Origin of the sequence: Marinobacter sp. JSM 1782161, from assembly GCF_011421605.1 — a bacterium.
GTDB lineage: Bacteria > Pseudomonadota > Gammaproteobacteria > Pseudomonadales > Oleiphilaceae > Marinobacter_A > Marinobacter_A bohaiensis.
Genome location: NZ_WSSA01000002.1, coordinates 1,720,753 through 1,747,518, shown reverse-complemented (window position 1 = coordinate 1,747,518; position 26,766 = coordinate 1,720,753). Strand labels below are relative to the sequence as shown.

Below are 26,766 nucleotides of genomic sequence, written 5' to 3'. Positions count from 1 at the left end.
TTCCTCAGAGAAGGTTGTTTTTGGAACCTCGATGACCATACGAGAGAGCATGGACTGTGCCAGGGCCAAAAAGAGTGCTGTGAAAGGCACTGGTCATACCGGAATGACTCAATTTGGTGCGGAGAGGCGTATCCACGGACCATGGCGCGCGATTCGGGGGCTCACGACCCATCCGGCCTGTTTTCCCGCTTCCAGTGACGGTTGTGTCCGATAGGGCGACGGGAATGTCTGGACCGGATGGCCCCATTCGGATAGATTCCGCCCTTTCATTCGCCAGACAGGGAGTTAGCGAATATGAGCCAGCGCTTGCGGGACAAGTACGAGGATGTGGACCTGACGCCGGGTAATGGCAAGGGCAGTGCGACCGTGTCCATTTTCTTCGGGGCCATGTCGTTGTTGGGGGCGTTGTGCTTCCTGATGCCCGAGGTGCTCACCATGCCGGAATTCCGCGCGGCCTATAACCCGGAGGTGATGCGCTATCTGCTGCAGTTGAGCATCGCCGTGAGTTTCGGTTTCGGACTGTTCGCCATGGCCCGTCACGAGTCGCCCGGATACGGCCTGACCGGGATGGGACTGGCGGTTGCGGCGGCCCTGCTGGCGTCGGGCCGGATTGAGGCGCCCAACATCGACAGCCGCGGGCTCTACGTGGGGCTGGACTACTTCATTCTCACCCTGGTGGTTCTGGCGCTGGTCTTTATTCCGTTGGAGCGTGCCTATCCGAAGGATCCCCGACAGAGCATCCTGCGCAAGGGCTGGATCACCGATCTGAAGTATTTCATGGTGAGTCATATGGGCGTACAGCTGATCAGTTTCTTCACGGTGATCCCGATTCAGGTCTTCCTGCACAGCGTGACCACCTGGGACCTACAGCTCTGGGTCGCGGCCCAGCCGGTGTGGCTGCAGTTCATTGAGATCCTGCTGGTGGTGGATCTGGGCACCTACTGGCTCCACCGGGCGATGCACGAAGTGCCGGCTCTGTGGAAATTTCACGCCATCCACCATTCCACCGAGCAGATGAACTGGCTGGCGTCGTCGCGTCTGCACCTGCTGGAAATCCTGGTGAACCGGTTTGCCGGCTACCTGCCGATCTTCGTGCTCGGGTTTGCTCCCTCGGCACTCTATGCCTACCTGATCTTCATCTCGTTCCATGCGATCTTTATCCATTCCAACGTGCGCTTCCGTTTCCCGGTGCTGCGCTGGATCCTGGCGACGCCGGAATATCATCACTGGCACCATTCCTCCGAAGACGCGGCCATCGACAAGAACTACGCCGGCTTCCTGCCGATCTACGACATACTGTTCAGAACCGTCTATTTGCCCAAGCACCTGGCTAGTCGTTATGGCACCGTCTCCGACGATATTCCGGACGGGATTGTGGGGCAGTTCCTGTTCCCGTTTCGTGGGTGGTTCCGCCGGGACTGAGGGCGGCCTGGACGGGATAGACCAAACGCGCGGTGTAGGCAATTTCCTACACGGATGTAGGTCATAGCGCATTCCGAAAGATTAACATTCTGTTAGGGTTGCGTGCCTGATCCAGCGATCTGGATCGTCATCTGGCCACGGTATAGAAACTCAAGGAATTTCAAGGATGAATACGCAGTCTGAGGCTTTTTCCGATACATCGACCGCCATCGAGGTCTGCAAGATCAAAGCGGGGCCGCCGCTGAGCTGGATCATCGATGCCTATCGCCTGATTCGTGCTCACTGGAAGACGATTGTTCCGGCTTATCTGATCGTGACGATTGGGACTGTCCTGATCCAGTTTGGCATGGTAGCGGCGCAGCCGCGTAATCCCGGCTTCGGAACGCTGGTGCTGATCATGGTGTGTATGTTCGTAGCCATGTTGCTGCAGTCGGGCATGATGGCCCTGTTCCATGGCACCGCCGAGCAGCAGCCCAGGATCAATGACGTATTCCGGGGCTTCCGGGGGCGCAGCATCCTGGGAATTTTCCTGCTGATCATCGCCATGCTGCTGGTAACGGCCGTTTACGGTCTGCTGGTTTACCTGGCCTTCGAACTCTTTGGCTCCAGCGATGCGATGATGGGCATTCTCAATCCCCACGGCAGCTACGACCGGATGATGGGCTCGATGATGGGCGGCACCAGCATCGTTTTTGCTCTGGTTCTCCTGGGGATGGCGGTGGTCACGGCGCTGTTCTGCTACGCCATCCCGCTCATCATCGTGTCGGGCGCCGGCGTTATTTCCGCGCTGGCGAACAGCTTCCGGGCGAGCTTCAAGAATCTTTTCGTACTGTGCATTTTCGCCATGAACATCGGGGCCGTTTATTTCCTGGTGTTGCTGATCCCGATGATTGGCGGTGCGCTCAGCACCTCGATGGTGATCTTCCTGATCGTCATGGCGCTGGCCGTCTGGCTGTTCGCGCTGGTGATCAACGGCGCTTACTACCTCTCTTTCCGGGACGTGCTGCTGGCGGGCCGCGCTGATGAGGGCGTCGCTGTGGAGTGAGCTTCACGACCGAAATGATGAACGCCAACAAAAGCCGCGCGGTAAAACGTGCGGCTTTTGTGTGTCTGGCGCCGGCGACCGATCCGCATCCCGCAAATGGCGGCTATACTGAGAAAACCAGCGACCCACCCAGCGGGCAAACGTATGCGCGAGATCGATGCCCTGGAATTCTGGCAGGCGCAGGGATCCGCCTACTTTTGTGAACTCTCTACCTTCGGAGCGTTGCCGGAGACTGTGGTTCTGGAACTGTTGCAGGCCGGTCGCGTACTCGCGCTGGATGCGGGCGAGCACCTGTATGAAGTGGGCGAGCGGAGCGACGCTTTCTACATCGTTCTGACCGGCCAGATGAAAAGCTATATGCCCCGGAGCGATGGCGGTTGGACGCTCGCACGCTGCCACGATCCGGGCGACGATATGGGGTTCGTACCCATGATCGCGCTACTGGCACGCCCGGCCTTCGCCGTGGCCGTGGAGGACGCGGTGGTGCTTGAGATCACCTCCGGTCACTTCCTGGACCTTCAGCAGCAGAAACCGGACGCCTTTGGTCTGATGCTTCTCAACCTGGTGCGCGGTACAGCGCGGGCCTTCATCAACATGGCGAGCACGCTCGCGGAACAGGATTACGAGCTGCACCATAGCTACCAGAAGAGACACTAGCTCTCCGGCAGCCGCGAAGGGTCCACCAGCCAGTTGCGGAAATGACGCATGGCCGCTGTCATATGCCGGTGGGTCGGGGTGAACAGCGAGAGTGAGCCCTGACTGGGTAGCCGCTCGGGCAGCGCCTGAACCAGGTTGCGTTGCTCCAGATCCTCCCGTAGCAATTTGGCCCAGCCCAGAGTAACCCCCTGTCCGGCCAGCGCGCCGTTCATCAGCAACTGGTAACTGTTGGCCCGCAGCGTGCGTTCGGGTGGGTGCCAGTCGAACCCCAGCGCTTCGAACCAGCCCTGCCAGGTGAGCCAGTCGTGGTAGTGATCTTCCACCACCATCAACGTGTGGTTGCGCAGCAGGTCTCCGGCGCTCTCCGGCTTGCCGTTCTGGTCTAGGTACGACGGCGCGCAGACGGCGATCACGTCCTCGTTGGCGAAGATGGGTTCGCAGCTCAGCCCCGGCGGTTCCACTTCTCCGGGCACGTGGTAGTAGATGCCCAGATCGAACTCGGACAGGTCCAGACGATGCGGGTCCTCGACGGTCAGGATACGGATGGCGATGTCCGGGAACAGCGCCTGAAATTCCGGCAGCTGGCGGGCCAGCCAGATGGACGCGATGGTGGGGCTGGAGGCGATGGTCAGTCGGTCATCGTCGCCACGGGCGCGCAGATGGGTGGTTTCGTTGGCCAGCTCCCGCAGCAGGCGCTGGACCACGCGGAAGAAGTGTTCGCCGGTGGGCGTCAGGGTCAGGCCGTCGGCGCGGCGCTCGAACAGCGGGCGCCCCAGATCGTCCTCCAGCCGTTTGACCTGGCGGCTGATGGCGCTCTGGGTGAGGCTCAGTTCAGCCCCGGCCTGGGTGAAATTGCAGTGACGCGCCGCCGCTTCGAACGCCTGGAGGCAGGACAGCGGCGGCAGGGACGATCGGGACATGGCACGCTCCGGGAACATCGAGTGCTCCGGAGCATACCATGCGGAGCCGGCGTTGCGGCTCACACGGCGGTGCGCGGGATGACCCGTTCCCACGTCTTGTGGTGGACCAGTTCCCGCTCCTCGAACGCCTTCTGTTCCGCCTTGAGATAGAAGTTGTCGGCGTCGCAGGTCAGCCAGTGGTAGCTTTTCACGGTGACGTGGAATTGCCCGTCCCCCTCGCTGCGGCCGGCTTCGTAGTGCCACTCGATCTCGGCGCGGGCCCTGTCGGCATCCTCGGGATCAGCGGTGTAGATCTCGCGGCAGTGCTGATCGACCCAGAGGCCGTGGTCGAGGAAGCGCATGGCGCCCAGGTCGTCCTCGATGATCACCGACACCTCGCCGCTGGCCACATCCTCGCGAACGGTGCGACGCGGGGCCCCGGCGCGTAGCGTCTCCAGCCGCGCCGGCTCGGCGGATTCCGCCGCTTCGAACGGGCAGTCGATGGCGTCGCCGGTGAAGACCGGCAGACTCAGGCGTTGCAGGCCCGCTTCCAGACGCAGGTCGGCGCGTTTGCGAGCCGGCCACAGCAGCGGGAAGTTGGCGGAGCTGACCGAGACCCGCAGCTTGTGCCCGGGCGGCAGGCGGTAGCCCACCATATCCAGCTTCAGGGTGACGTCCATCGGCTCACCCGGCACCGGCGGCTCGTAGGTGGCGCGGTCGTTGCGCAGCGCCAGGTTGAGCACGCCGTAGGTGATCATCGCCACCTTGCCGTCGGGGCCCACATCGTTGAGACGCACGGTGAGCTGGCCGCAGTCTTCCGGGCTGGACAGCCGCAGGTTCACTTCCGGCTGGCCCAGGATCGGCAGCCAGTCGTCCGCCGCCTCGCTGTCGAAGGTCAGGGCACAGGCATCGTCCCGGCGCTGGTCGGTCGGCAGGTCCGGGCCGAACCAGATGGCGCAGTATTCGCCCTGGCCGGTGCCGGCGGTCAGCGGCGTGGTCATGGTTTGCGGTGCTGCCAGCGGGGATGCCTGTGACTGCAGGCCGGATTCGGTCAGGAAGTACTCACGTGCGGCCACCGCCTTGCCCGGCCAGGCTTCGGTTTCCACCCAGGTGCCCGGGCGCTCGCTGTGCATGGCTTTGGGCGGCAGGCCGTCCTGCAGGTAGAAACGGGCCGGGGCCTCGTCCATCACGCCGGTGTCGATGTCCTTGAGCCAGTAGTCCCACCAGCGCAGGGCTTCCTGCAGGAAGCCGACGGACGGCTCGGGCAGGGCGAAGTGCGGGTACTTGTGGATCCAGGGGCCGACCATGGCTTTCTTTGGTCCCGGCAGGTTTTCCATCAGGCGCGGAATACTGTTCTTGTAGGCGTCGCCCCAGCCACCGACGCAGTAGACCGCTGCTTGGATGTCGCGGTAGTCCTCGCACACCGAACCGTGACGCCAGTAGTCGTCGCGGGTGGGGTGGGACATCCAGGTCTCGGCCATCAGCGGCATGTTGTCCAGCCGGTGTTTCCACATCTCGCGCCACTGGTCGCCCACCAGCTGCGGGTCGGGCACGGCGGCGGAGAAGCTCAGCATGGTCGAGGCCCAGCCCAGGTTCTCGTTGAGCAGGTTGCCGCCCTTGTAGTGGATGTCGTCGGCGAAGCGATCGTCGGTGGAGCACAGGGTGATGATCGCTTTCAGCGGCTCCGGACGCAGGGCGGCCAGTTGCAGGGAATTAAAGCCACCCCAGGAGATGCCCATCATGCCTACCTGGCCGCTGCACCAGGGCTGCGCCGCCAGCCAGGCGATGACTTCCAGGCCGTCCTTCTGCTCCTGCTCGGCGTACTCGTCCGCCATCAGGCCGTCGGACTCGCCGTTGCCGCGCATGTCCACCCGCAGGCAGGCATAACCGTGGCCGGCGAAGTAGGGATGCGTCAGGGCGTCGCGCACGGCGGTGCCGTCGCGCTTGCGATACGGCAGGTACTCGAGGATGGCCGGCACCGGCTCCTCGGTATCCGGCCGCCACAGGCGGGCGGCCAGTTTGGTGCCGTCGGACAGCGGGATCGTGAAATGCGCCGTTTCGGTCACCGCATACGGAAAGTCGTGCTTGATGCTCATGGGGTGTCCTTGAGTCTTGATGGCTTTTGAAACTGGATTACTTGGGTTTGGATGTCGGCAACTGCAGCCGCTCCGGATGACGCAGCCAGATCCACAGGGCGCTGGTGGCCAGCAGGATGATCAGCATCGCCGGCAGGCCGCCCAGGTTGGAGAGCATCTTGACGCCGTCGACGCCGATGAAGCTCACCATCACCCAGGACACGATGCCGACGATCGCGCCCCACAGGACCTTCATTTTCAGGCCCGCGTTGAGGTCGGAGTCCGCGGTCAGGCCCCGGGTGCACAGGTTGCCGATGGCATCGGTATTGGAGTCCGCCGCCGTCACGTAGGAGATGTAGGCGATGAACAGCAGCAGCGGCACCCACAGCCCGGACAGCGGCAGCTCGCCAAACACGGTGTAGAGCACGTGTTCCACGCCCTGATCGTTCAGCACCGCGTACAGGTCCACGCCCGCTTCGCGCTGGAGGTAAAGGGCGGTGCCGGAGAAAATGATGATCCAGGTGCCGGAGAACGCGGCCGGGAACAGCAGGTTGATGCGCAGGAACTCGCGCACGGTATAGCCCCGCGAGATCTTGCCCAGGAACAGCGCGGAGACCGGCGCCCAGGCGAACCAGATGGCCCAGTAGAAGATCGACCAGCCGTAGGGCCAGTTGTCCTGTCCGGCGGCACCGGTGAACAGGCTTTTGGCGAAGAAGTCGTCCAGGTACACGCCCAGGGATTCGGTGCCCAGTTGCAGCATGAACACGGTCGGCCCGGCGATGAACACGAACAGCCCCAGCGCCAGCAGCAGCCAGGCGTTGAGGGCGGACAGTCGGGCAATGCCTTTCTTCAGGCCGCTGGCGGCGGAAATCACGAACGTCACCACCACGATGGAGACCACAACGCCCAGACGCAGTGGCGAGGTATCCCCCGGCAGGTACTGGCCCACGCCGCCGGCCAGGGTCAGCGCACCGGTACCCAGGGTGGACGCCATGCCGGCGACCAGGGAATACAGGGCCAGGGCATCGATCAGCCCGCTGAAGCGCTGGATGCGAGGGCCGACCAGCGGTTCGAGCATGCTGGAAATGGAGAAGCGCTGGCGACGGTTGTAGAAGGCCAGGGCGAAGATCAGCGCCGGTACCGCGTAGATGGCGTAGGGCGTGATGGTCCAATGCAGGAACATGGTGGACATGGCAAACAGCATGGCGTCGCCGGAGCCGGCTTCGATGCCGGACGAGCCGGGCGGGCCCATGAAATGATAGAGCGGTTCGGCGGTGGTCCAGAACAGCACGCCCACGGCCAGGGTCGTACACAGCGTGATGGAGAACCAGCGCAGCCGTGACAGCAGTGGTGTGGCGTCCTCCCCGCCGATGCGGATGCGGCCGATGGGGGAGAAGTAGACGATGACCGCAAGGATCACCAGGTAGAGACTGCCCAGGCTGAACAGCCAGGAAAAGTGGTCGAGAATCTCGCTGTTCAGTTCCTTGGTGACGGACAGGAACGCATCGAGGTCGACGTAGCTGGCCACCACGGCCGACATCAGGATGATGAATGTGGGCCAGAAGACCCCGTGTCGCAGAGAGCCCTGCATAAGTACCGCTCCGTTATCGTTATGTACAAAGAGTCGCTTATGGCGAGCTATTGTAGGGAGCGAGGGTAGGGTGGCGGCAAACGCTTTCTCGTCATTGGGGTATGCGCTCGGCGCATGGCTGTGGTCTTGCAGGGCCTGGAATCGGGCGCCGGTCGATGCTTGTGTTGCATGGGGTGGCGTTGCCTCTTCCGGACGGGGCCGGAAGGCCGGTTGTCGTTCCCCTCACCCGGGGCGGGCGAGGGGAGGCGATCCGGCTTTGGCGGTGGGCGTTACAGGCCGCCCAGGGTCAGCTTGGCCGGGTCCAGCAGGCGCTCCAGTTCCTCCCGGGACAGGTCGGTATTCTCCACTGCCACATCAATCACCGGGCGCCCTTCCTTGTAGGCCAGCTTGGCGATCTCCGCCGCTTTCAGGTAGCCGATGATCGGGTTCAGTGCCGTGACCAGGATCGGGTTGCGCGACAGCGCCTGCTTCAGGCTCGATTCATTCACGGTGAATGTGGCGATGGCCTTGTCGGCCAGCAGGCGCGAGACGTTGCCGATCAGCGTCATGCTCTCCAGCAGGTTGCGGGCCACCAGCGGCAGCATGACGTTCAGCTCGAAGTTGCCGGATTGCCCCGCCACGGTGATGGTGGTGTCGTTACCCATGACCTGAGCGGCCACCATGGCGGTGGCTTCCGGGATCACCGGATTGACCTTGCCCGGCATGATCGACGAGCCCGGCTGCAGGGCTTCCAGCTCGATTTCACTGAGACCGGCCAGCGGTCCCGAGTTCATCCAGCGCAGATCGTTGGCGATTTTCATCAGCGAGACGGCGGTCATCTTCAGCTGGCCGGACACTGACACGGCCACATCCTGGGTGCCGATGTGGGTGAACAGGTTGGCGGCCGGTGTGAAGCGGAGGCCGGTCAGCTCCGTCAGCTGCTGATTGAAGTTTTCAGCGAATTCCGGGTGGGCGTTGATGCCGGTGCCCACCGCGGTGCCGCCCTGGGCGAGGCTTTGCAGCATGGGCTGGGTGTTCTTCAGGGCCTCGATGTTCTGGTCGATCTGGCTGGCCCAACTGAGCAGGCTTTGGTCCAGACGCACCGGCATGGCGTCCATCAGGTGGGTTCGCCCGGTCTTGACCTGATCCTTGACCGTTTCCGCCTTGGCCTTGATCGCGTCGGAGAGGTACGCCAGTGCCGGCAGCACCCGCTCGTTCAGCTCCAGCGCGGCGCTGATGTGAATGGTCGAGGGGATGATGTCGTTGCTGCTTTGGCCGTAGTTGACGTGATCGTTGGGGGAGATGGTCTCGCCGCTGTTGCGGCTGGCCAGGGTGGCCAGGACTTCGTTGGCGTTCATGTTGGAACTGGTGCCGGAACCGGTCTGGAACACGTCCACCGGGAAGTGTTGCATCAGGTTGTCCTGCGCCAGCAGATGATCCACCGCTTCGCCGATGGCCGCGCCCATGGTGGCGTCCAGCAGGTCAAGTCGCGCGTTCGCCTGGGCGGCGGCTTTCTTGGCCAGCAGCAGCGCGCGGATAAACGGCTCCGGCATAGGCCGGCCGCTGACCGGGAAATTGTTGATGGCGCGCTGGGTCTGGGCGGCGTAGAGCGCTTGTTCCGCTACTTCCAGTTCGCCCATGCTGTCGCGTTCGATACGTGTTGCCATGCTCGGTTCCTTAACGGTGTTGGTTGTGGGTGTGGGAAATCAGTCGGGGCGGGACAGGCTGGGGCAGAAGAAATGCGAGAGCGTGCTGATCTCCTGCAACAGGCCCTGGAGCTCTTCGTGCCGTTCGTCGCTGCCGGCCAGACGTTGCAGGCAGCACAGTGGCCGCACCAGTTGGTCCAGACAGAAAACGCGCCAGTGGGAGGGGTTCAGCTCGTCGGTAAACGTTTCCAGAAGCAGGTCGACGGCGTCTCGATAACAGCGCCACTGCTGATCGCACGGGGAACCGGCGCACTGGTTGTCCTCGAAATCGAGCCACATCATGACCAGTGCCGGGTTGTCCGGTTCCAGGCCGTGGCGGATTCGGGTTCTGAGTCGCTGGGCAAAGGGCGTTGAGCCTGGCATATCGGTCCTTACTGGAAGCCGGCGGAATGACGCGCCACCTTTCCAGATCCTCTTTAATGAGATTGATTTGCATTCTCTTTGTGTGGAGGCGCATCGTCAAGCTCGTTGAGGAGGCGGGTCATGCGGTTGCTGGATCGGTCGAGTGTCGTGGCAGGGTGGCTATCTTTGAGGATGGGGGACTGGTAGCCTCGGCAGTGAATCAAAAACTCCCAACGTTATCCCAATCGCCGGGCCACACTATGGATGTTGCTTCCATCGCCAGCTTCAGCACCCAGCTTAGCCAGAGTCAGCTCCGGGAGCAGGTGCAGATCAGCGTCCTGAAATCCGCCCAGGACATGGCCGCCAGTGGCGCGCTTCAACTCCTCGAAGGCGTGACCGAAGCGGCGCCGACCACGGCCACCAGTGCCAACCCCAACATCGGCAGCCAGATCGACGTCCGCGTCTGAACGCGCGGGCGTTTACTCCCCGGGTTAATCCGCCAGCCAATCCAGCCCCAGCACCAGGCGGGGCGACTGACTGGCGTCCGGCGAGCGGTGCACCAGCCCCCGACCTTCGTTGCCGATCCAGGCTTCCCCTTTCAGAAGCGCCACCGCGCCGGGTGGAACCTGCTGGATCTCACCTTCCCCTGGCGTCTGGTTGGGCAGAGGTCCGGCACCGACGCCCCGGGCGACGGCGGACTCGGGTAGCCATTCGGTCCCGGTTCCCCGGTAGGTGCATAGCAGGCGCACGGGAACGCGGTCGGTGTGGAAGCGCGGGCACATGGTGCCGTTGAGCGCGTGCAGGCGGACGCCCACCGCATCGGGCTCGAACAGGCAGCGATACATGTCGATGAGCTGGTTCACGTCATCCAGCCAGGCGGCCGCGCCATCGAGCTGGCTTGCCCAGTCCGGCAGCAGGGCGTTGGCCGGCTCCCCGGGACCGAGGCTGATGAAACGCTCCAGCTTGTTCGTGTGGGCAAACAGAGACTGGGCGAATGTCTGGGCGCCGGGGAGCGGCGGTCGCTTCCAGACGGTCAGGTTGACGTCGTCCCGGAAAATTTCGGTCAGACATTCGGCTTGGGGGCTTTCAACGGCCAGCGGCTGGGAAATCGTTTCGGGGAACTGGGTCACGGTCGACGCTCCAGGTATTTGATCAGGGCAAGTCATGACGCTTGCGTGATTGTGCTAGTGTTATGTTATAACATACTAATTGCAACGCATAGCGATGATGAAAACGCACACGACCTTTGCGGGCCGTGTTGCCGTCAAAGCATCTCGCCCCATAAAACCTGAGGAGACCCACCATGCCTTTGTCCGCTGCGGATTTGCCCGTCACCGTGCTGTCCGGATTCCTGGGCGCCGGCAAGACCACCGTGCTCAACCACATACTGAACAACCGCGAAGGCCGTCGCGTGGCGGTCATCGTCAACGACATGAGCGAAGTGAACATCGACGCCGCCCAGGTCCAGCAGGAAGTGGAGCTCAATCGCGCCGAGGAGAAACTGGTGGAGATGAGCAACGGCTGCATCTGCTGCACCCTGCGCGAAGACCTGCTGGTCGAAGTGGGCCGCCTGGCTGCCGAGGGGCGCTTCGATTACCTGGTCATCGAGTCGACCGGCATTTCCGAGCCGCTGCCGGTGGCCGAGACCTTTACCTTTGCCGACGAGAACGGCGTGAGTCTGTCCGACGTTGCCCGGCTCGATACCATGGTGACCGTGGTCGACGCGGTGAATTTCCTGCGCGACTACGACGAGGCGCAATCCCTTCAGCAGACCGGCGAAAGTCTGGGCGAGGAGGACGAACGCAGCGTGGCGGATCTGCTGGTGGATCAGGTGGAGTTCAGTGATCTGCTGTTGATCAGCAAGACCGACCTGGTGGAGCCTGCGCAACTGGAACGGCTCACCGGCGTGCTGTGCAGTCTGAACACCGAAGCCGAGATCCTGCCCATTCGCGACGGTGCGGTGCCGCTGGATAAAGTGCTGGGTACCGGCCGCTTCAGCTTCGAGCGCGCCCAGCAGGCGCCAGGCTGGCTGAAGGAAATGCGTGGCGAGCACGTGCCGGAAACCGAAGAGTACGGCATCGGCAGCTTTGTCTATCGCGCCCGTCGTCCGTTCCATCCGGCCAAGTTCCACGACTTTCTTCATCAGCCGTGGCAGGGCGGCAAACTGATCCGCTCCAAGGGTTACTTCTGGCTGGCGTCACGACCGGAATTCGCGGGTCACTGGAGCCAGGCCGGTGGCATCGCGCGTCACGGCTTTGCCGGCACCTTCTGGAAAGCCGTGCCTGAGTCCAGTTGGCCCGAGGATCCGGAGTTCCGCCGAATGATCATGGAAAGCTGGGAGGAGCCGTTCGGCGATATGCGCCAGGAGCTGGTTTTCATCGGTCAGGACCTGGACCGGGAGGCGGTCTGCCGGCAACTGGACGACTGCCTGCTGGACGACGAGCAGTTGATGGCGGGCCGCTCTTTCTGGCAGACCCTGAACGACCCGTTCCCGGCCTGGCAGTAAATCCGGGATGTCTGGAGGGCCCGTCTAGAACAGGCCCATCTGGGAGGTGTCGTCCACCAGGTCGAGGGTGTCCGCCTGCGGCAGGCGTTCGTTGAGCAGGGTGCTCCACAGCGAGGCCAGGGACAGCGCATCGCCGTTGTCCGGCATGTGCATGAACACGAACGGCCGCTGGCCGGCCTCGATCCAGCCGGCGACCCGCTCCACCCAGGGCGCGAGGAAGGGCCGGTTGGCCTCCAGGTCCGGGTGGCCGATGTAGCGCACGACCGACGGGGCGTCGACCGGCAACAGGTGCACCGGCACCTGGGGTTTCTTGCGCTGGGCATCGACGGTGGCGTCGCAGTCCGGCACCGCTGAGAAGAGCCCGCGGCTGTCGAGGCAGACCCGCGCCACCTGACGTTCCCGCAGTCCGCGATTGAGCTGTTTCTCCGCTTCGCCCTTGCCGAAGAACGCGCTGTGCCGGACCTCGACCGTGCAGCTCAGCGGCGCCGGCAGGGCCTCGATAAACCCCCACAGGTTACTCAGGTGCTCGGGGCCAAAGGCGGCCGGCAACTGGATCAGGAACGGCCCCAGCACGTCGTCGAGTGGGGAGAGGATCTCCAGGAAATCCCGCACCTGGGCGTCCACGCCGGTCAACAGGCGATCGTGGCTGATGGCGCGGGGAAACTTGAACAGGAAGCGGAAGTCGGCCGGCACCTGGCTGCGCCACTGGCGGCATTGCTCCTGGCTGGGTGTGGCGTAGAAGGTGGTGTTGCCTTCCACAGCGTTCATCACCTGGCTGTAGCGCTCCAGCGGGCTGCGGCCGGACGGAAGCTGGGTGTTCCACTTGGGATCGTGCCACTGGGGGCTGCCGAGAAAGTAGGGGCGGGTCATGGTCCAGTCGGGATTGTGGTGGATCGTCGCGTCTTGGGTTCGCCGCTTATTCTACCGATGTGTGTGCCCGGATCGAGCGTAAAAGCCGTGTTGCGCCAGTTCCTCACGAATCCGGCTTACCAGCGCGTTGCTCAGTTGGCGGTAGTCCGGGTAGGGCGTCAGTAGCAGGCGACGGTCCGGGTCGATGGCCACGCCGGGACAGCGATCGAGCGGTCGGGCGTCGTGACTCAGGCCCTCGAAGCGTTGCAGGTTGTCCTTGCCGCCGATCCAGTGCCAGCCGTCGATCTTCAGCAGCTGCGGCGTAAAGCACAGGGCCGTCTGCCCGAACAGAGCGTCGTCCCGGAAACGGCGCCAGTCCTCCGCCGCCGGGCTGGTGATTTTCGACAGCAGTGTGACGATCTTGCGCCAGTGATTGGAGTTGGCGGCGATCAGGGTGTCGGCGCGGGGATCGTCCACAAGCTGCGCGAGGCCGTTCGGTCGGTGCGGCAGGTAAAGTGCCAGACGGGGATCGGCGGCGCCGAGGTTATCCGGCTGGGTTGAGGCGTCGGATGGTGGCATGGTCAGCTCCGATACGGCGCCCGCAGGCTGTCGATAAAGCGAGGCAGGCAGGGGTTGGGGTTGGCGTCGTTCCAGTAGACGCCCTGTTCCACGTCGGACGACTCTTCCAGCGGCAGGAACACGGCGCCGCGCAGTTGCATCCGGCGCATCGAATCCGGCACCAGCGCGACCCCGAGGCCCTGTGCCACCAGGTTGACGATGGTCTGCTGCAGGTGCGTCTCCACGCGGATGCTGGGATCGAAGTCGTACAGCCGGCAACAGGCGGTGACCGCCTCGTGCAGCGCCGGCGCGGTGCGGCTGGGGAAGGTGATGAACGGGTCCGACGCCAAGTCACCCACCGACACTTGACGCGCGCCGGCAAGCCGGTGCGTCTCCGGTAGGACCGCACAAAGCGGTTCCCGGAACAACGGGCGGTATTTCAGTGTATGCGCAAAGCGCAGCGGGAAACTGATGCCCACGTCCGCGGTACCCTGGATCAGGGCCTCATGCAGGTCCCGGGGCAGTGTTTCGTTAAGGTTCAGCGACACGTCGGGGTGTGTCTCCGAGAAGGCGGCGACCATCTCGGGCAGGGTATTCCAGGCGGCGTACATGGTGAAGGCGATGGTCAGGGTGCCGCGTTCCCCCAGGGCCGCGGCTCGCGCTGAGGTCACGGCCACGTCCAGATCACCGAGCAGCCGGCCGACGTCCCTGCGGAACTGGTCGCCAGCGGGAGTCAGTTCCACGGCCCGGGAATGACGTCGGAACAGCGGTGTGCCCAGATCGGCTTCCAGGGCGGCGATCTGCCGGCTCAGCGGTGGCTGGGTCATATTCAGGCGCTCGGCGGCCCGTCTGAAGTTCAGCGTTTCGGCCAGCACCAGGAAACTGCGCAGTTGGCGAAGGTCCATTTTATTGATGCTTGTTGGGTATCGACAGATCATATATATAGCATTAGACGGTATCGGTGACCAAGGGTAGGCTGGCGCTTTCTATTCGGGCGTTTGAGTGGAGTCTGCCGATGATGGCTGTGGTCAATGTGTTGTTGCCGATCTTTGGGTTGATCCTGGCCGGTTACGTGTGCCGCCGGACCGGTCGCCTGGGAGACACCGCCGCCTCCGAACTCAACCGCTTCGTGGTCTGGCTGTGCCTGCCGGCACTGCTGTTCATGTCCACCGCAACCGCCTCCGCCGAGGAAATCTGGCATCCCGGTTTTATTGCGGTGGTGACCCTGGGAACGCTGCTGGTATTCGCGATCACCGTTGGCTACCGCTGGCTGGTCCGGCGCGACCTGGCGGATGCGAGCATCGACGGTCTCAGTGCGTCATACGCCAATACCGGTTATATCGGCATTCCTCTGTGCATTCTGGTGTTGGGGGATGACGGCCTTGAGCCCGCCCTGATCGCCACGCTGATCGTGGTGTGCCTGCTGTTTTCCATTGCCATCGTCTGCGTCGAGGTGGGCCTGCAAAACGAACCTTCGGCGCTGCGGGCCGTGCGCAAGGTGGTGGTGGCGCTGGCCCGCAATCCACTGGTGGTGTCGCCGATCCTGGGCGGCGCCTGGGCCCTGTCGGGGTTGGAGTTGCCCCAGGCGGCGGGGCAGTTCCTCGACATGCTGGGCGCCGCCACCACGCCCTGCGCCCTGGTTTCCCTCGGTGCGTTCCTGGCCCAGCGCGAGCGCGGCCCGGCCAATGGCGCGCTGGGGCTGGTCGGAATCAAGCTGATCGTGCACCCGCTGCTGGTCTGGTGGTTGGCGGTCCACGTGTTCCACCTACCGCCGTTCTGGGCCAAGGCGGCTCTCCTGCTCAGCGCGCTGCCCACGGGCACCGGGCCGTTCATGCTGGCGGAATTCTATCGGCGCGAGGCGTCGGTGGTGGCCAGTTCGGTGTTGTTTTCGACGGTGGGGTCGCTGGTCACGTTGTCGTTTTGTCTTTACTGGATGGGGTGACGTCGCCGCCGATGAGGTGATCGATCAATGCCTGTGAAAACGGTGACAGGGTGGCCTTGGGATGGGTGCAGATCTTTAGATCACGCTGGGCCCAGTCTTCTTCCACTTCGATGACGGCGAGGGACTGGTTACCGGACTGCCTGAGCGCTTCTTTTGGCACCAGGCCAATGCCAACACCGGCGGCCACCATGCGGCATACCGCTTCAAAGCTTTTGACCTGCACTCGAACGTTCAGGTGTGCTCCCAGGCCGGATGCGGTATTCATGGTAAAGGTGTGAATGGCCGAGCCGGCATGAAGCATCACGAACGGCTCTGACAGGACGTCTGCGAAGGAAATCGACGCCGTACCGGCCAGGGCGTGCCCTTCTTCGGTAATCAGCACCAGACGGTCCTCCCGGTAGGGTTGTAGCGTTACTTCCTGGTGGTCATCGTGCCCGGCTACGATCCCGATCTCTGCTTCTCCGCGGGCCACGCCGGCGAGAATGTCGGAGCTGGTCTGTTCCTCCAGGTTCACGCTGATCCGCGGGTTGTGACTGAGGAACGCTGCAAGATCGTTGGGTAAGTAGCTGTGAATGGCATGGGTGTTGGCCCAAAGCAGCACATGGCCCTGCACGCCATCGGCATAGGGGGCCAGATCGGAGTGCATCTGTTCCAGCTTGGCGAAAACCTGCCGGGCATGGCGCAGGAAAACCTCCCCGGCACGGGTGAGCTGAACGCCGCGGGCACGCCGTCGCAGCAGCGCAGTGCCCAGGGACGATTCCAGGATCTTGATTCGGTGACTTGCCGACGACGGAGCCAGAAATGCCCTTTCGGCACCGTGCGTCAGGCTCTGGCATTCAGCGATGGCAATGAACAGACGTAAGTCGGTCAGATTGTATTTCATCGAGAGAATTCGTAAATAACGAACAGTGGTTTGGTGAAATAGCAATTCTAGCAGGAGTCTGTGGTTTATAGGATTCATATTATCGAATCCTTTATGATGAGTCCTCTCGATGCTCACCCAGATGTCTTCCCGGCAGTCCGGCATGGTACTCGCGGTACTGGCTGCCTTCGGTTTCTCTTTCAAGGCGATCTTCGTCAAGCTCGCCTACCAGGTGGCACCGGTCGATGCCGTAACCTTGTTGTCCCTGCGGATGATGTTCTCTTTGCCGTTGTTCGTTATCACGGGCTATGCCTACCTGCGCAGCGGGCCCGCTCTGGGCTGGAAGGATTGGCTGTTGCTGGTATTTCTCGGGCTAACCGGCTATTACGGTGCCTCGATACTGGATTTCATGGGGTTGCAGTACATCTCGGCGGGGCTGGAGCGGGTCATCCTGTTTACCTACCCGACCATCACGATTCTGATTGGTCTGCTGTTCCTCAACAAACCGCTCAGCGTCAGACTGGGCATTGCACTGGCGCTGTGTTATGCCGGCGTCAGCCTGGTTTTTATAAGCGACAGCCAGGTGTCAGAAGACAGTGTCGCCCCCTGGATTGGCGCGGGTTTGGTGTTTGCCTCGGCGGTGTCGTACGCGGCCTACAATGCTTTCTCGGAAGTTTCGATCAGCAAACTCGGAGCCGCCCGCTTCTCGGTTCTGGCCCTGGTGATTTCGATTGCTGCTGCGCAACTTCATTTCCTGGCGGTAAATCCGGTCAGCGACCTCGTTCAGCCGCTGCCGGTCTATGGGTATTGCGCCGCAATGGCTCTGTTCTCGACGGTGATGCCGATATTCTTTCAGTCAGGAGCGATCCAGCGCATTGGCGCGGGGCGGACCGTGCTTGTGGGCATGCTCGGTCCGGTCATGACGATCTTTTTCAGCTGGCTGATACTGGCTGAGCCGATGACCTGGGCGCAGCTGTGTGGAACGGCCCTGGTGCTGGCCGGCATCTATCAGGTCCGGCGGTCGTGACAGCCACCGCAAGTGCGTCAGCCGGGCCGGAGTCATTTTTCGCCGCGGAGAGCATAGACATGAGCCCGCGCGGGTTTGCGCTCCTTCAGGAGGATGATCGTCAGGGTGCGGGTATGGGGAGAGAGATCAAAGATGGTTCAGATTGAGTGGTGCCAGCACCTGCCGCTCGTCGGCTCCGAAGGTGTCGGTGAACAGGTCGTCGATCTGGCGCTGCTTGTCCTCATCAGGCAGGGCGGCGTCCAGAATGAGGCGCTTCTGTTCGAGGTAGCGGGTTCGCCGTTGAGGCCAGTTGTCTACCTCGATCAGGTCCGTTTGCAGGGTATTGTTGAGGGCCTTGCTGCGTTTGAGTTTTTCCTCGAGGTTCAGATCCGGATTCGCCTGCAGTCGGCGTGCGGCCAGCATGTATTCAAAGTGGGCGTCGGATGCGCGGAATAGCTGATTGGCGAGCTCTTCGCCGAGCTGGCTTACGCGTAATTGCTGCAAGCCTCGGTACCTCTGTTCGGGGGACGTCGGAGAGCGGCCATCCGCCCCGTTCGGGGCGGCCAGCGTTCGGCGCGCTTCGAGGAAACGGTAGTAGTCGCTGGCCAGCGTTGCGGTCTGTTCGCCGGCCGGGCCCGGCAGACCCGCCCGGATCAGCTCTGCCAGGTGGCCAAGCTGTTGCTCGGACAGCATCAGTGCTCCGTTATGGAAAATCCGTTCGAGAGCCTGACGGGCATTGTTATCGGGTACCAGATTACCGGTATCGTCCAGCCGCATGGCCTGAACAAGCTGGAAAACACCGTCCACAGTAAACGGGATGTCCGCAACCGGTTCACCAGACATTCCGTCGTCCCGACGTCCTTTTGCGACGGGCAGCGGTTTCCCGGGTTTCGGTTGTGGTATGGGGGAGGCCTCATGCTGCTCGGCCGGAAGCTCGCTTCCGCTTGCGTGGGCAGATGGTTTGGGCGACGGCTCTGGCCAGAACCAGACGCTGCCAGCGACGAGCAGTAGCAGCGTGGTCCCCAGCAGAGCCGCCCGCCGCGGGTTTGGCCGCCCATCGCTGTGACTCATACCGCCACCCGGCTTCCCAGCAGCGGCGCCACCAGTTCCAGGGCGGACTCGTCCACCAGCGGATGCAGGTACGGTGGCTGCAGGAACATGGCGGACGGGCTCATGCCGTTCACGGTCCGGTAGCAGCGCGACAGGTGTGCCGAGCTGGAAAAACCGGCGTACATGGCGGCGTCGGTCATCGAGTGGCCGAGAGCCATGAGGATGGTGCTGATCGAGACCCGGTAGCGGATGCGGTACTGGGTGATGGTCAGGCCCACCTGTTTCTTGAACAGCTTCTCCAGCCGCGAGCCGGACAGATGTACCGAGGCGGCCATTTCTGCCAGCGGGCACGGCGCGCCCAGGGATTCCCGGATGCGATGAGCCACGCGCACGATGCGGGCGTCGAAGCCGGGCAAATCGGCCTGGCGCGGGGTGTTGGGCAGAAGACGCCGACGCAGGCGCTGGCGTGCGGCATTGGGGCTGATGTCCGGGGCGTTACGGATGGCGATCAGCTCGCGGATCAGCGCCTCCTCGTCCGGATGCTGGTAATAGATGCCGGGGGAGGCTTCCCGCATCAGCCGGCCCAGGGAGGCGTAGTCCCGTGAGAAGGGTGGCAGGAAGAAAATCGCCACCACCGCCTTGCGGGTGTCGAGGACCGAATGGTCGAGCCAGAGACCGGCCGGGGTGAGACAGCTGCGCGTGGTGATGGGGGCGCCGTCGGCGCCGCGTAAGGTGAAGGTGCCGTTCAGGCACAGGGTCAGTCGTTCCTGGGTGGTTCGGTGCGGTTCCTGGCGGGCGTAATGCGTGCCGAGAAACACACCCTCCCGGTTCCACAGGCACAGTTTCGGGGATCGCAGGCTAACGGGGGCAAGGTTGTTTTTGTTGTCCATCGCGTGCTCCGGTTGGCGGAGTCCGTTGTCGGACCGTCCGTGTCCAGTGAACAGGTAGACCGGGCCACCCGGGCCCGGCCGTGGAAACGTCCTACGTCTCTTCGCAGCATAGACGGGTTTTCAACCGCGGTTCGCGGCATCGACCGTTTTTGCCGGCTAGTACGGGCAAGTGCCGCGATATTCGGAGATCCGATACTGGTCTTCATGGTCCGGGCCGCACAGGAACGGCGCGTAGCGGGTGTCCTGGTCGATGTGCAGTTTCATCCAGGAGACGCCGTACTTGCTGAGCACCGCGTTGTTGAGGTTGCCGCCGTTGGCGCAGAAGTGATCGCCGTTGTTGATCTCGAAGAAGGCCTTGGCGGTGGAGCCGGGAATGTCGTTGTAGAAAGGCGAGGCGTGGGAAGACACCGGCGCGACCACGTCGTTCTCGCAGGCGAAGATCAGCGTGGGTGTCTCGATCTCATCGAAATCGTTGAAGCTGGAGTTCCAGGGAGCCAGTGGGATGGCTGCGCTGAGTCGGTCGTCGGCGGCCAGCTGCAGCGTGCCGCCACCGCCCATGGACCAGCCCACGGCACCCAGGCGATTCGGATCCACCATGCCGCTGATGGCGCTGAAGGAGGAATCGCTGCGGTCGATCAGGTAATCCAGCGCGGCGTCGATCTGGTCACGGCGAGATCCCGGCTGATCGTAGATGGTGATGGTGTCGATGGTCATGACCACAAAACCGTGCGACGCCAGTTGCTCGCCCCACCATTCGATGGACGATTCGTAGGACACGTAGCCCGGAATCACGACGATGGCGCCCATCTGGCCGGTGGTGTCGGTCGGGTAGTGAATGGTGCCGCCGCCGAAGCCGCTGACCAGCGATGAAACGTTGACCGTGTCGACGTTATAGGGTCCGCTGCTGGCCTCCAGGTAGGCTTCCGTGGGATCCGGCCCTCGGGTGAAGTCGGCGGATGCGGTGCTGACGTGCAGCGACGCCGCGAACGGCAGCGCACAGACCAGCGCGTAGCTCAGCTTTTTCAATGTGTTCATGGCATTACCCCTGACTGATTGACGCTTGTTGTGATGTTGTTACCGCGTTGGCCGCCGTCTTCCGGACGACCGCCATCCAGGCCGACGCTACTGGATGATCCCGCCGACGGCTTTCACGATCTGGCACTTCCGGCGTTCTGCTGGTACTTCCCGGGGCCGGCGAGGGTCTTTGTTCGTTTTGTCGGGCCGTGTCCGGATCGGCTGCCTCCAAAAACACGGTTCGGCAGTAGTCACCTTGAGGCCGCTTCGAAGGACGCCGTGAAGCGCGCCGGCATTCCAACAAATATGCCCACATCCCAATGAACAAGGTGACGATATGGAACGCACGCACGTGTCTGGAAACGCAGAATGGCCGAAACGGACGCTTCTCGCCCTCGCCGTTTCGAGTCTGGCCCTGGGACTCTCCGGCTGCTGGCTGGACGATGATGACGACGACGATGATAGGGTGGGCGGCGGCGCGCCGGAATTCGCCGCGGCAACCGTCTACGTTGCCAGCAACAGTGGCGGCGGAGACACCAATGTCCGCGTTCGCGACGAAGACCTGGAACTGATGAACACCTACACCACCGGTGCCAACGAGGGCGTCCTGGTCAATGAGGCCGGCCACCTGGTGCAGGCCGGCGACCTGATGAGCACCGGCCGGCTGGTGACCGCCTGCAACGCCGAGACTCGCATGACGGGTGACGCCAGCTACGAAATCACCGGCGCCACCACCACCTTTTCCAGCCCCAAGGGCATTGCCCGAATTGCCAGTGAAGGCCTGATCGCGGTCGCGAACAACGGCGCCAGCACGGTGCTGCTGATGGGAGCGTCGGCTTCGGGCGATGTGGCCCCCGTGGCCACCGTCGCTCTCGCCGCCAACGCCTGGGACCTGGTCTATGACGACGCCTCCGACCGCCTGTTCGTAGCCCAGGTGGACGGCACCGTCGCGGTGTTCGACAGCTTTGCCCAGGATCAGGGCGTGGGCGGCGCCAACCGCACCTTCTCCATCGTCGACGGCGACGGGGAACCCTCGGTCAACCTGCACGGCATTGACTACGATGCCGACGGTGACCGCCTGGTGATCGGCGACGTCGGCGAGGCCGGCTCGGATGACGACGGTAAGCTGTACGTGGTCGACAACGCCAGCACCGCCGACGGCCAGGTCATTGCCACCACCACGATCAAGGGTGACCAGACGCGCCTGGGCAATCCTGTGGACCTGCAACTGACCGGCACCGACGTGCGCATTGCCGAGAAGGCTAACGGTGGCGGTGCGGTGCTGGTCTACCAGAACATCTTCAGTCGTCCGGGCGGCAATGTGGCCGCTGATCGGGTGCTGGATACGCCGGCCCCCGAGTCGATTGAAGTGGTGCTGGAGATGGACCCGGCGCCCGGCGTGACCGATATCCTCGACCCGGACACCGCCTACCAGTTGCTGACCACCAGCAACCCGGCGACCGGTTCGGCCACCTCCGGTCAGCTGTTCAGCAATGAATCGACGCTCGCCGCGGCGCCGGCGCTGGCGTTCGACGCCGGACTCGACAGCGTGGAGAACGTGACTCTGGATCGCGACGGCAACGCCTACATCACTTACGACGACGGCACCACTGCCAACAGCGGTATTGCGGTGATCGGCGCGATCGATGCCCGGGATAATTTCGACGGCAGCCGGGACCGGCTGATCACCGGCTCCAACACGCGGCTGATGTCGCCCAAGGGCATCGAGCTGGCGGACGACCTGGGCCTGATGATCGTCGCGGAGCAGGCCGGTGCGGAAGTGCTGGTCTTCAGCGCCTGCGCCAGCGGAAACGCCACGCCGACGGTGGTCAGCACCGGTGGCGTCGCGCCCTGGGACAGCGACTACGACGCCGAGGGCGATGCGCTTTACGTGGCCCTGACCGATGGCACGGTAGCGGCCTACGACGACTTCTCCGCCGACCTTGGCGACGGCGGCCCGGACCGGCTCATCACCCCGGCCATGGGTGGTACTCCGTTCGCTGCGCCGACCAACATCCACGGCATTCGCTACGTGGCGTCGGACGACGTGCTGATCATCAGCGATGTGGGGTCCGGTGCGGCGGCTGACGATGGCGCGTTGATGACGATTCCCGACGCATCGTCTTCCGACGGCACCACCAACGTGGGCAAGCGCATCGCCAACCCGGGCGATGGCTCCGACCTGACGGGGCTGGGCAATCCGGTGGACATCGCGTTCGACGGCGCGGACCTGTACGTGGCGGAGAAGATCAACGGCCAGATCCAGGTCTGGCGTGATTTCCTCACCGACGCCGCGCTGACCGGCAATGTGGCGCCGAGCGACAGCGTGGCGGCCACGGCACCGGAGTCGATCGTACTGAAGCCGGAGTAGACGACCGCGAAATGAAAAAGACCCGGGCCAGGCCCGGGTCTTTTTTTCTGACGGACGTTAGCGGAACACTACAGCGCCACGGCCCGTCCGATGTACTCGATCGGCCCGGTGGGACGACCAATCGGCGAACCGCTGGCGTCTTCCAGGGTGATCTCGAACAGCTGGTTGGGCTGCAACGGCGGCAGGTCGTTCAGGTTGATGCGCAGCGGCTGGCCGGGTTGCACCAGGCCCAGCGATACCGGGCCGCTCCAGTCGTCGGCCTTGGTCCAGAACTCCAGGGCCTTGCCTTGCGGCACGTCGAAATTGCCCAGTGCGGTCAGGGTCAGTGTCTGGCGATTGCTGGCTTCCACCACCCAGCCTGGCGCGTGACCATCCGGTGTGGCGAGCACCACCATGTAGTTGGGCTGCGGTTGCTGGAAAATCAGCCCGATGCCCATCAGCAGCGCCAGCGCGAAGCCGGCTGCCGTGAGGCCGCGCCACAGGGCCAGGCTGTGCCACCAGCCATCCCGCTTCCGCCGTGGTGTGTGCAGTGGAGCCTGTGGTGACGGTGCCGGATCGGTGGCAATGCTGTCGCTGATGCGTTGCCAGACGCTGTCGGGGACCGGCATCGGGTCCACGGTGTCGCACAGCGGCACCAGTCGGTTTTCCCAGTACGCCACCCAGCCGGCCAGCTCCTCATCGGTCTTCAGGCGTTCGATGACCTCTCGGCGCTCCGCTTCGGGCAGGGTGCCCAGGACGTACTCGCCGGCCAGCTCGAACAGCGGCTCCTGATCGCTGTGATCGGTCATGCGAGGCACTCCTTCAGCGCCACAAGACTGCGCTTGATCCAGGACTTCACGCTGCCCAGTGGGGCGCCCAGCAGGTCGCTGATCTCACTCTGGCTGTAGCCGTTGACGTAGGCGTGGTAGAGGCAGGTGCGACGCTCCGGCTCCAGCGCCATGATGCAGTCATGCACCCGATCGTTCTGCATGCCCCAGTGGCTGGTGTTGACGCGCTCGCACCACTGGCTGTCGCTGACGTCCGGCAGCTCGTCGGGGGATTGGTCCCGGGGTTCGCGGCGGCGTGAAAACCGGATGGCGTCGAGCGCTAAATGGCGGGCGATGGAATAGATCCAGCCGCGACCGGTACCGCGGGACGGATCAAAGGTGTGGGCTTTCTGCCAGATGCGCAGGAACAGGTCGTGGATCAGATCTTCGGCGGCGGCTCGATCCCGGACGATGTTGTAGATCACCCCCATCAGGCGGCTGGCTTCTTCCCGGTAAAGCGATCGCAGGGCCGTCTGGTTGCGGGCGGCGCAATCGCGCAAACAGGTCTCGTAGTCGAATGCATGGTTATCTTCTGGCACGCGTTCCCCATCAGCACAGCCGGGACCTGCCCGGCATCATCGTCGGTTTGGAAACCGTTCGGTTTTGAAACAGTGTAGATAGGTTACGCCCGGTTTGCGATTTGGATGCAGGTGCGGCGGGAAATGTTTGGAAATCCTCAGGAAAAGGGATGGCCGGCGCGCTCTGACGGGCGCGCCGGCGGGCCTCCGGAAGCGGCTTCCAGAGGCCTCAAACGGCTTCCGTGGTCCGTGCTTGTCGGCGCCGCCGAGCCTTCGCCGGTGCCGCCGCTTTTTGGCGTCGGGAGACGACGTGGTAGTCCTCCAGCCGGAACGTGCTGAGCCGCTGTTTCAGCCTGCCCAGCGACCAGGGCCAGGCGGCGAAGTTGCGGCCGTTCTGGTCCAGGTAGTAGCTGCTGCAGCCGCCGGCGTTGAACACGGTGGATTGCAGGTGTTTCTGCACCGTGCGGTTGTGACGGCGGACCACGGAAGGCTTCACCGTAAGTTTGCCGATGCGCCGGTCGCGGATCTTCTTCAGGCCGTCGATGATGTAGTCGAGCTGGGCTTCGGCCAGGCGAATGAAGGAATCGTAGACCAGCACGTTGGGGCCGAGGATCAGGAAGGCGTTGGGTACTTTCTCGATCGCTGTGCCCAGGTAGGCCTCGGGTGAGCTGTCCCGCCACAGGTCCGCGAGGCGCTCGCCGCGTTCGTTGAAGACCCGATTGCCGATCGGCGGATGCGACACGTCGAATCCGGTGCCCCAGATGATCACGTCCACCTCGCGGCGTTCGCCGTTGGCGGCGATCACTGTGTTGCCGTCCACTGCCACCAGGCCACTGGGGATCAGCGTGGTGTTGTCCGCCTGCAGCGCCGGGTAATAATCGTTGGCGAACAGGATGCGCTTGCAGCCCAGCAGGAAGTTGGGGGTCACCGCCTTGCGCAACTGCGGATTGCGGACCTGCAGCCGCAGCAGCTGCCTGGCAGCGGCGCTGACCGGTTTCAGGGCCACCGGGTTACGCAGTCCGAAGTTGATCGCGTTCAACGAACCGGCCACCGCCGCGCGCCAGCCCTGCTGGATGGCGGGGAAGCGGTCGATCACTTTTTTGGCTGTGTCGTTGAGCGGCAGGTCCGGTTTGGGCAGCACCCAGGGGGCGGTGCGCTGGAACACATGCAGCTCGCCGACTTTGGGCTGGATGCGCGGCACGAATTGGATGGCCGAAGCGCCGGTGCCGATCACCGCCACACGCTTGCCGCTCAGGTCGACATCGTGATGCCAGCGGGCGGAGTGGAACATCTCGCCGGTGAAGGTGTCGAGGCCGGGAATGGCCGGCGTCTGCGGCTCGGTGATGGGGCCGGTGGCGAAGACCACCGTGCGCGCCCGGTACAGGCCTCGCTCGGTCTCCAGCCGCCACAGCTGATCGGTGTCGTCCCAGCGGGCGCTTTCCAGCGCGTTGTTGAACTCGATCAGCGGGGTGATGCCGAAATCGTCGCTGACGGTTTCCAGGTAATCCAGGATCTCCGGCTGCTTGGCGAACAGGTGGCTCCAGCGGCTGCTCGGCGCGAACGAGTAGGAATACAGCGCCGAGGGCACGTCGCAGCCGCAGCCGGGGTAGGTGTTCTCGCGCCAGGTGCCGCCGACTCGATCGGCTTTCTCGATGAGGGTGAAATGGTCGTAGCCGTTCTGTGTCAGCTTGATGGCCGTCGCCAGGCCGGAGATGCCGGCGCCCACGATCAGGGTGTCGTAAATGGGGGCGGTGTTGTTCTTGGTGGAAGCTGCCATGGTGTTGCCTGCGGGGTCGATGGTCTGAAAAGCCGTTTACTTGAACAGCCGGTAGGAGAGGCCCAGGGCCTTGGCGTAGAGATTGGGCGAGGCCCGCTTCATCAGCCAGAACAGCTTGGCGTCCATCTGGGGTGTGGTGTAGAGGTGGCCGCTGTCGAGGCGATTGAGGGTCAGCGTCGCCACGTCGTCGCTGGTGGTCAGGGCGTAGTTCATCAGGGCATGGTCGGCGAGTTTGGCGTAACGACCGGGGAGGCGCCCGTTCTTGATGATGTCCGTGGGCACCAGTGTCGGGCACAGTACGTTAACCCGGATACCGTGCTTCCTGAGCTCCGCCGACAGGGTTTCCGACAGCGCCAGCACGCCCGCCTTGGTGACGTTGTAGGCGCTCATTTCCGGGGCGGCGGTGTAGGAGGCGGCCGACGCCACATTGATGATGGCGCCGCGTCCCTGCTGCTTGAAGCGCGGCACGAATTCGTGGCAGCCGTGGATGACGCCCCACAGGTTGATGTTCACGCACCACTGCCAGTCGTCCAGGGTCAGCTCGTCGAACTTGCCGCCCAGGCCTACGCCGGCGTTGTTGATGACCAGGGTCGGGGACTCGCCAAAGTACGCGTCTGCCTGCTCGGCCAGTTGCCGGACCTGCTCCGCCTCGGCCACATCGCAGCGCACCGCCAGGCCGCTTGCCCCCAGTTGCTCGATGCGGGCGACCGTCTCCTGCGCCGCGGCCAGGTTGATGTCGGCGCAGACCACGGAACCGTGACGCCGCGCCAATTCCAGCGCGAAGCTGCGGCCGATCCCGCTGCCGGCACCGGTGACCACGGCGCAGGCTTCGCGACTTGGAACCCCGTGCTTGCGTGAGAAAAATGGAACCATAATGCATTTCCCGAAAGGATCGTTGTTG

General features: G+C 63.6%; 25 protein-coding genes. 8 read left to right on the top strand and 17 right to left on the bottom strand.

Annotated elements, in window-relative coordinates; genetic code table 11:
- Window positions 1–294: 294 nt before the first annotated feature.
- The 3 genes from GQB00_RS07795 (at window position 295) to GQB00_RS07785 (ending at window position 3,124) form a co-directional block, all read left to right on the top strand.
- Window positions 295–1,422, top strand: a complete 1,128-nt coding sequence (locus tag GQB00_RS07795) for a sterol desaturase family protein (RefSeq protein WP_165855809.1) — start codon at window positions 295–297, stop codon at window positions 1,420–1,422.
- A gap of 166 nt (window positions 1,423–1,588) precedes the next feature.
- Window positions 1,589–2,467 carry a hypothetical protein gene (locus GQB00_RS07790; RefSeq protein WP_165855808.1) on the top strand — a complete coding sequence of 293 codons (879 nt, stop codon included), beginning with the start codon at window positions 1,589–1,591 and terminating at the stop codon, window positions 2,465–2,467.
- 144 nt (window positions 2,468–2,611) lie between these two features.
- A complete protein-coding gene (locus GQB00_RS07785; RefSeq protein ID WP_165855807.1) occupies window positions 2,612–3,124 on the top strand; it encodes a cyclic nucleotide-binding domain-containing protein in 513 nt (170 codons plus the stop codon).
- Here GQB00_RS07785 and GQB00_RS07780 read toward each other — a convergent pair.
- From GQB00_RS07780 to GQB00_RS07760, 5 genes are all read right to left on the bottom strand, one after another.
- Window positions 3,121–4,044, bottom strand: coding sequence for a LysR substrate-binding domain-containing protein (locus tag GQB00_RS07780; RefSeq protein WP_165855806.1), 924 nt, complete (start codon window positions 4,042–4,044; stop codon window positions 3,121–3,123). The two genes, GQB00_RS07785 and GQB00_RS07780, sit on opposite strands and share 4 nt — an antisense overlap.
- A 59-nt stretch (window positions 4,045–4,103) precedes the next feature.
- On the bottom strand, window positions 4,104–6,119 hold the full coding sequence (locus tag GQB00_RS07775; protein ID WP_165855805.1) for a CocE/NonD family hydrolase: 2,016 nt from the start codon (window positions 6,117–6,119) through the stop codon (window positions 4,104–4,106).
- Between the two features lie 37 nt (window positions 6,120–6,156).
- The gene (locus tag GQB00_RS07770) at window positions 6,157–7,689 is read right to left on the bottom strand and encodes a BCCT family transporter (protein ID WP_165855804.1); all 1,533 of its coding nucleotides are present in this window, start codon (window positions 7,687–7,689) and stop codon (window positions 6,157–6,159) included.
- Window positions 7,690–7,958: 269 nt separating this feature from the next.
- Window positions 7,959–9,335, bottom strand: coding sequence for a class II fumarate hydratase (locus GQB00_RS07765; protein ID WP_165855803.1), 1,377 nt, complete (start codon window positions 9,333–9,335; stop codon window positions 7,959–7,961).
- Window positions 9,336–9,374: 39 nt separating this feature from the next.
- The gene (locus GQB00_RS07760; protein WP_162628747.1) at window positions 9,375–9,737 is read right to left on the bottom strand and encodes a hypothetical protein; all 363 of its coding nucleotides are present in this window, start codon (window positions 9,735–9,737) and stop codon (window positions 9,375–9,377) included.
- Window positions 9,738–9,976: 239 nt separating this feature from the next.
- On the opposite strand from GQB00_RS07760, the gene GQB00_RS07755 reads away from it, so the two are divergent.
- Window positions 9,977–10,183: a YjfB family protein gene (locus tag GQB00_RS07755; protein WP_162628748.1), complete on the top strand. Its 207-nt coding sequence runs from the start codon at window positions 9,977–9,979 to the stop codon at window positions 10,181–10,183.
- A gap of 24 nt (window positions 10,184–10,207) precedes the next feature.
- On the opposite strand, the gene GQB00_RS07750 is transcribed toward GQB00_RS07755, so the two are convergent.
- On the bottom strand, window positions 10,208–10,846 hold the full coding sequence (locus GQB00_RS07750; RefSeq protein ID WP_323127254.1) for a DUF1826 domain-containing protein: 639 nt from the start codon (window positions 10,844–10,846) through the stop codon (window positions 10,208–10,210).
- 173 nt (window positions 10,847–11,019) lie between these two features.
- On the opposite strand from GQB00_RS07750, the gene zigA reads away from it, so the two are divergent.
- Complete coding sequence (zigA, locus tag GQB00_RS07745; protein ID WP_165855801.1) at window positions 11,020–12,222, top strand: zinc metallochaperone GTPase ZigA; 1,203 nt, start codon at window positions 11,020–11,022, stop codon at window positions 12,220–12,222.
- Window positions 12,223–12,246: 24 nt separating this feature from the next.
- On the opposite strand, the gene GQB00_RS07740 is transcribed toward zigA, so the two are convergent.
- Genes GQB00_RS07740 through GQB00_RS07730 form a run of 3 tightly spaced genes read right to left on the bottom strand, consistent with a single transcriptional unit; the run spans window position 12,247 to window position 14,534 of the window.
- On the bottom strand, window positions 12,247–13,092 hold the full coding sequence (locus tag GQB00_RS07740; RefSeq protein ID WP_165855800.1) for a DUF72 domain-containing protein: 846 nt from the start codon (window positions 13,090–13,092) through the stop codon (window positions 12,247–12,249).
- A 51-nt stretch (window positions 13,093–13,143) separates the two neighbouring features.
- The gene (locus GQB00_RS07735) at window positions 13,144–13,650 is read right to left on the bottom strand and encodes a DUF6942 family protein (RefSeq protein ID WP_165855799.1); all 507 of its coding nucleotides are present in this window, start codon (window positions 13,648–13,650) and stop codon (window positions 13,144–13,146) included.
- Window positions 13,651–13,652: 2 nt separating this feature from the next.
- On the bottom strand, window positions 13,653–14,534 hold the full coding sequence (locus GQB00_RS07730; RefSeq protein WP_165855798.1) for a LysR family transcriptional regulator: 882 nt from the start codon (window positions 14,532–14,534) through the stop codon (window positions 13,653–13,655).
- A gap of 110 nt (window positions 14,535–14,644) precedes the next feature.
- Between GQB00_RS07730 and GQB00_RS07725 the strand changes: the two genes are divergently transcribed.
- The gene (locus GQB00_RS07725; RefSeq protein WP_111494945.1) at window positions 14,645–15,571 is read left to right on the top strand and encodes an AEC family transporter; all 927 of its coding nucleotides are present in this window, start codon (window positions 14,645–14,647) and stop codon (window positions 15,569–15,571) included.
- On the opposite strand, the gene GQB00_RS07720 is transcribed toward GQB00_RS07725, so the two are convergent.
- A complete protein-coding gene (locus GQB00_RS07720; RefSeq protein ID WP_207950636.1) occupies window positions 15,537–16,532 on the bottom strand; it encodes a LysR family transcriptional regulator in 996 nt (331 codons plus the stop codon). The two genes, GQB00_RS07725 and GQB00_RS07720, sit on opposite strands and share 35 nt — an antisense overlap.
- Window positions 16,533–16,563: 31 nt before the next feature.
- On the opposite strand from GQB00_RS07720, the gene GQB00_RS07715 reads away from it, so the two are divergent.
- Window positions 16,564–17,460, top strand: coding sequence for a DMT family transporter (locus GQB00_RS07715; RefSeq protein ID WP_207950635.1), 897 nt, complete (start codon window positions 16,564–16,566; stop codon window positions 17,458–17,460).
- Window positions 17,461–17,586: 126 nt separating this feature from the next.
- Here the strand turns inward: GQB00_RS07715 and GQB00_RS07710 are convergent, their stop codons facing one another.
- The 3 genes from GQB00_RS07710 to GQB00_RS07700 all read right to left on the bottom strand — a co-directional run bounded on the left by GQB00_RS07710 (window position 17,587) and on the right by GQB00_RS07700 (window position 20,414).
- Window positions 17,587–18,510: a lipase chaperone gene (locus GQB00_RS07710; RefSeq protein WP_165855797.1), complete on the bottom strand. Its 924-nt coding sequence runs from the start codon at window positions 18,508–18,510 to the stop codon at window positions 17,587–17,589.
- Window positions 18,507–19,379, bottom strand: coding sequence for a helix-turn-helix domain-containing protein (locus tag GQB00_RS07705; protein ID WP_111494951.1), 873 nt, complete (start codon window positions 19,377–19,379; stop codon window positions 18,507–18,509). Before GQB00_RS07705 ends, GQB00_RS07710 begins: the two co-directional genes overlap by 4 nt.
- Window positions 19,380–19,535: 156 nt before the next feature.
- Window positions 19,536–20,414, bottom strand: a complete 879-nt coding sequence (locus GQB00_RS07700; RefSeq protein ID WP_111494953.1) for an alpha/beta hydrolase family protein — start codon at window positions 20,412–20,414, stop codon at window positions 19,536–19,538.
- Window positions 20,415–20,745: 331 nt separating this feature from the next.
- Here GQB00_RS07700 and GQB00_RS07695 point away from each other — a divergent pair, with 331 nt between their 5' ends.
- The gene (locus tag GQB00_RS07695) at window positions 20,746–22,764 is read left to right on the top strand and encodes a hypothetical protein (RefSeq protein ID WP_165855796.1); all 2,019 of its coding nucleotides are present in this window, start codon (window positions 20,746–20,748) and stop codon (window positions 22,762–22,764) included.
- Between the two features lie 68 nt (window positions 22,765–22,832).
- On the opposite strand, the gene GQB00_RS07690 is transcribed toward GQB00_RS07695, so the two are convergent.
- From GQB00_RS07690 to GQB00_RS07675, 4 genes are all read right to left on the bottom strand, one after another.
- Entirely contained in the window at window positions 22,833–23,552 is a 720-nt protein-coding gene (locus GQB00_RS07690; protein WP_165855795.1) for an anti-sigma factor domain-containing protein, read from the bottom strand.
- The gene (locus GQB00_RS07685; RefSeq protein WP_111494959.1) at window positions 23,549–24,109 is read right to left on the bottom strand and encodes a sigma-70 family RNA polymerase sigma factor; all 561 of its coding nucleotides are present in this window, start codon (window positions 24,107–24,109) and stop codon (window positions 23,549–23,551) included. The genes GQB00_RS07690 and GQB00_RS07685 overlap by 4 nt, the downstream gene beginning before the upstream one ends.
- Before the next feature lie 208 nt (window positions 24,110–24,317).
- Window positions 24,318–25,865, bottom strand: a complete 1,548-nt coding sequence (locus tag GQB00_RS07680) for a flavin-containing monooxygenase (protein ID WP_165855794.1) — start codon at window positions 25,863–25,865, stop codon at window positions 24,318–24,320.
- A gap of 36 nt (window positions 25,866–25,901) precedes the next feature.
- Entirely contained in the window at window positions 25,902–26,738 is an 837-nt protein-coding gene (locus tag GQB00_RS07675; protein ID WP_165855793.1) for an SDR family NAD(P)-dependent oxidoreductase, read from the bottom strand.
- Between the last annotated feature and the right edge of the window lie 28 nt (window positions 26,739–26,766).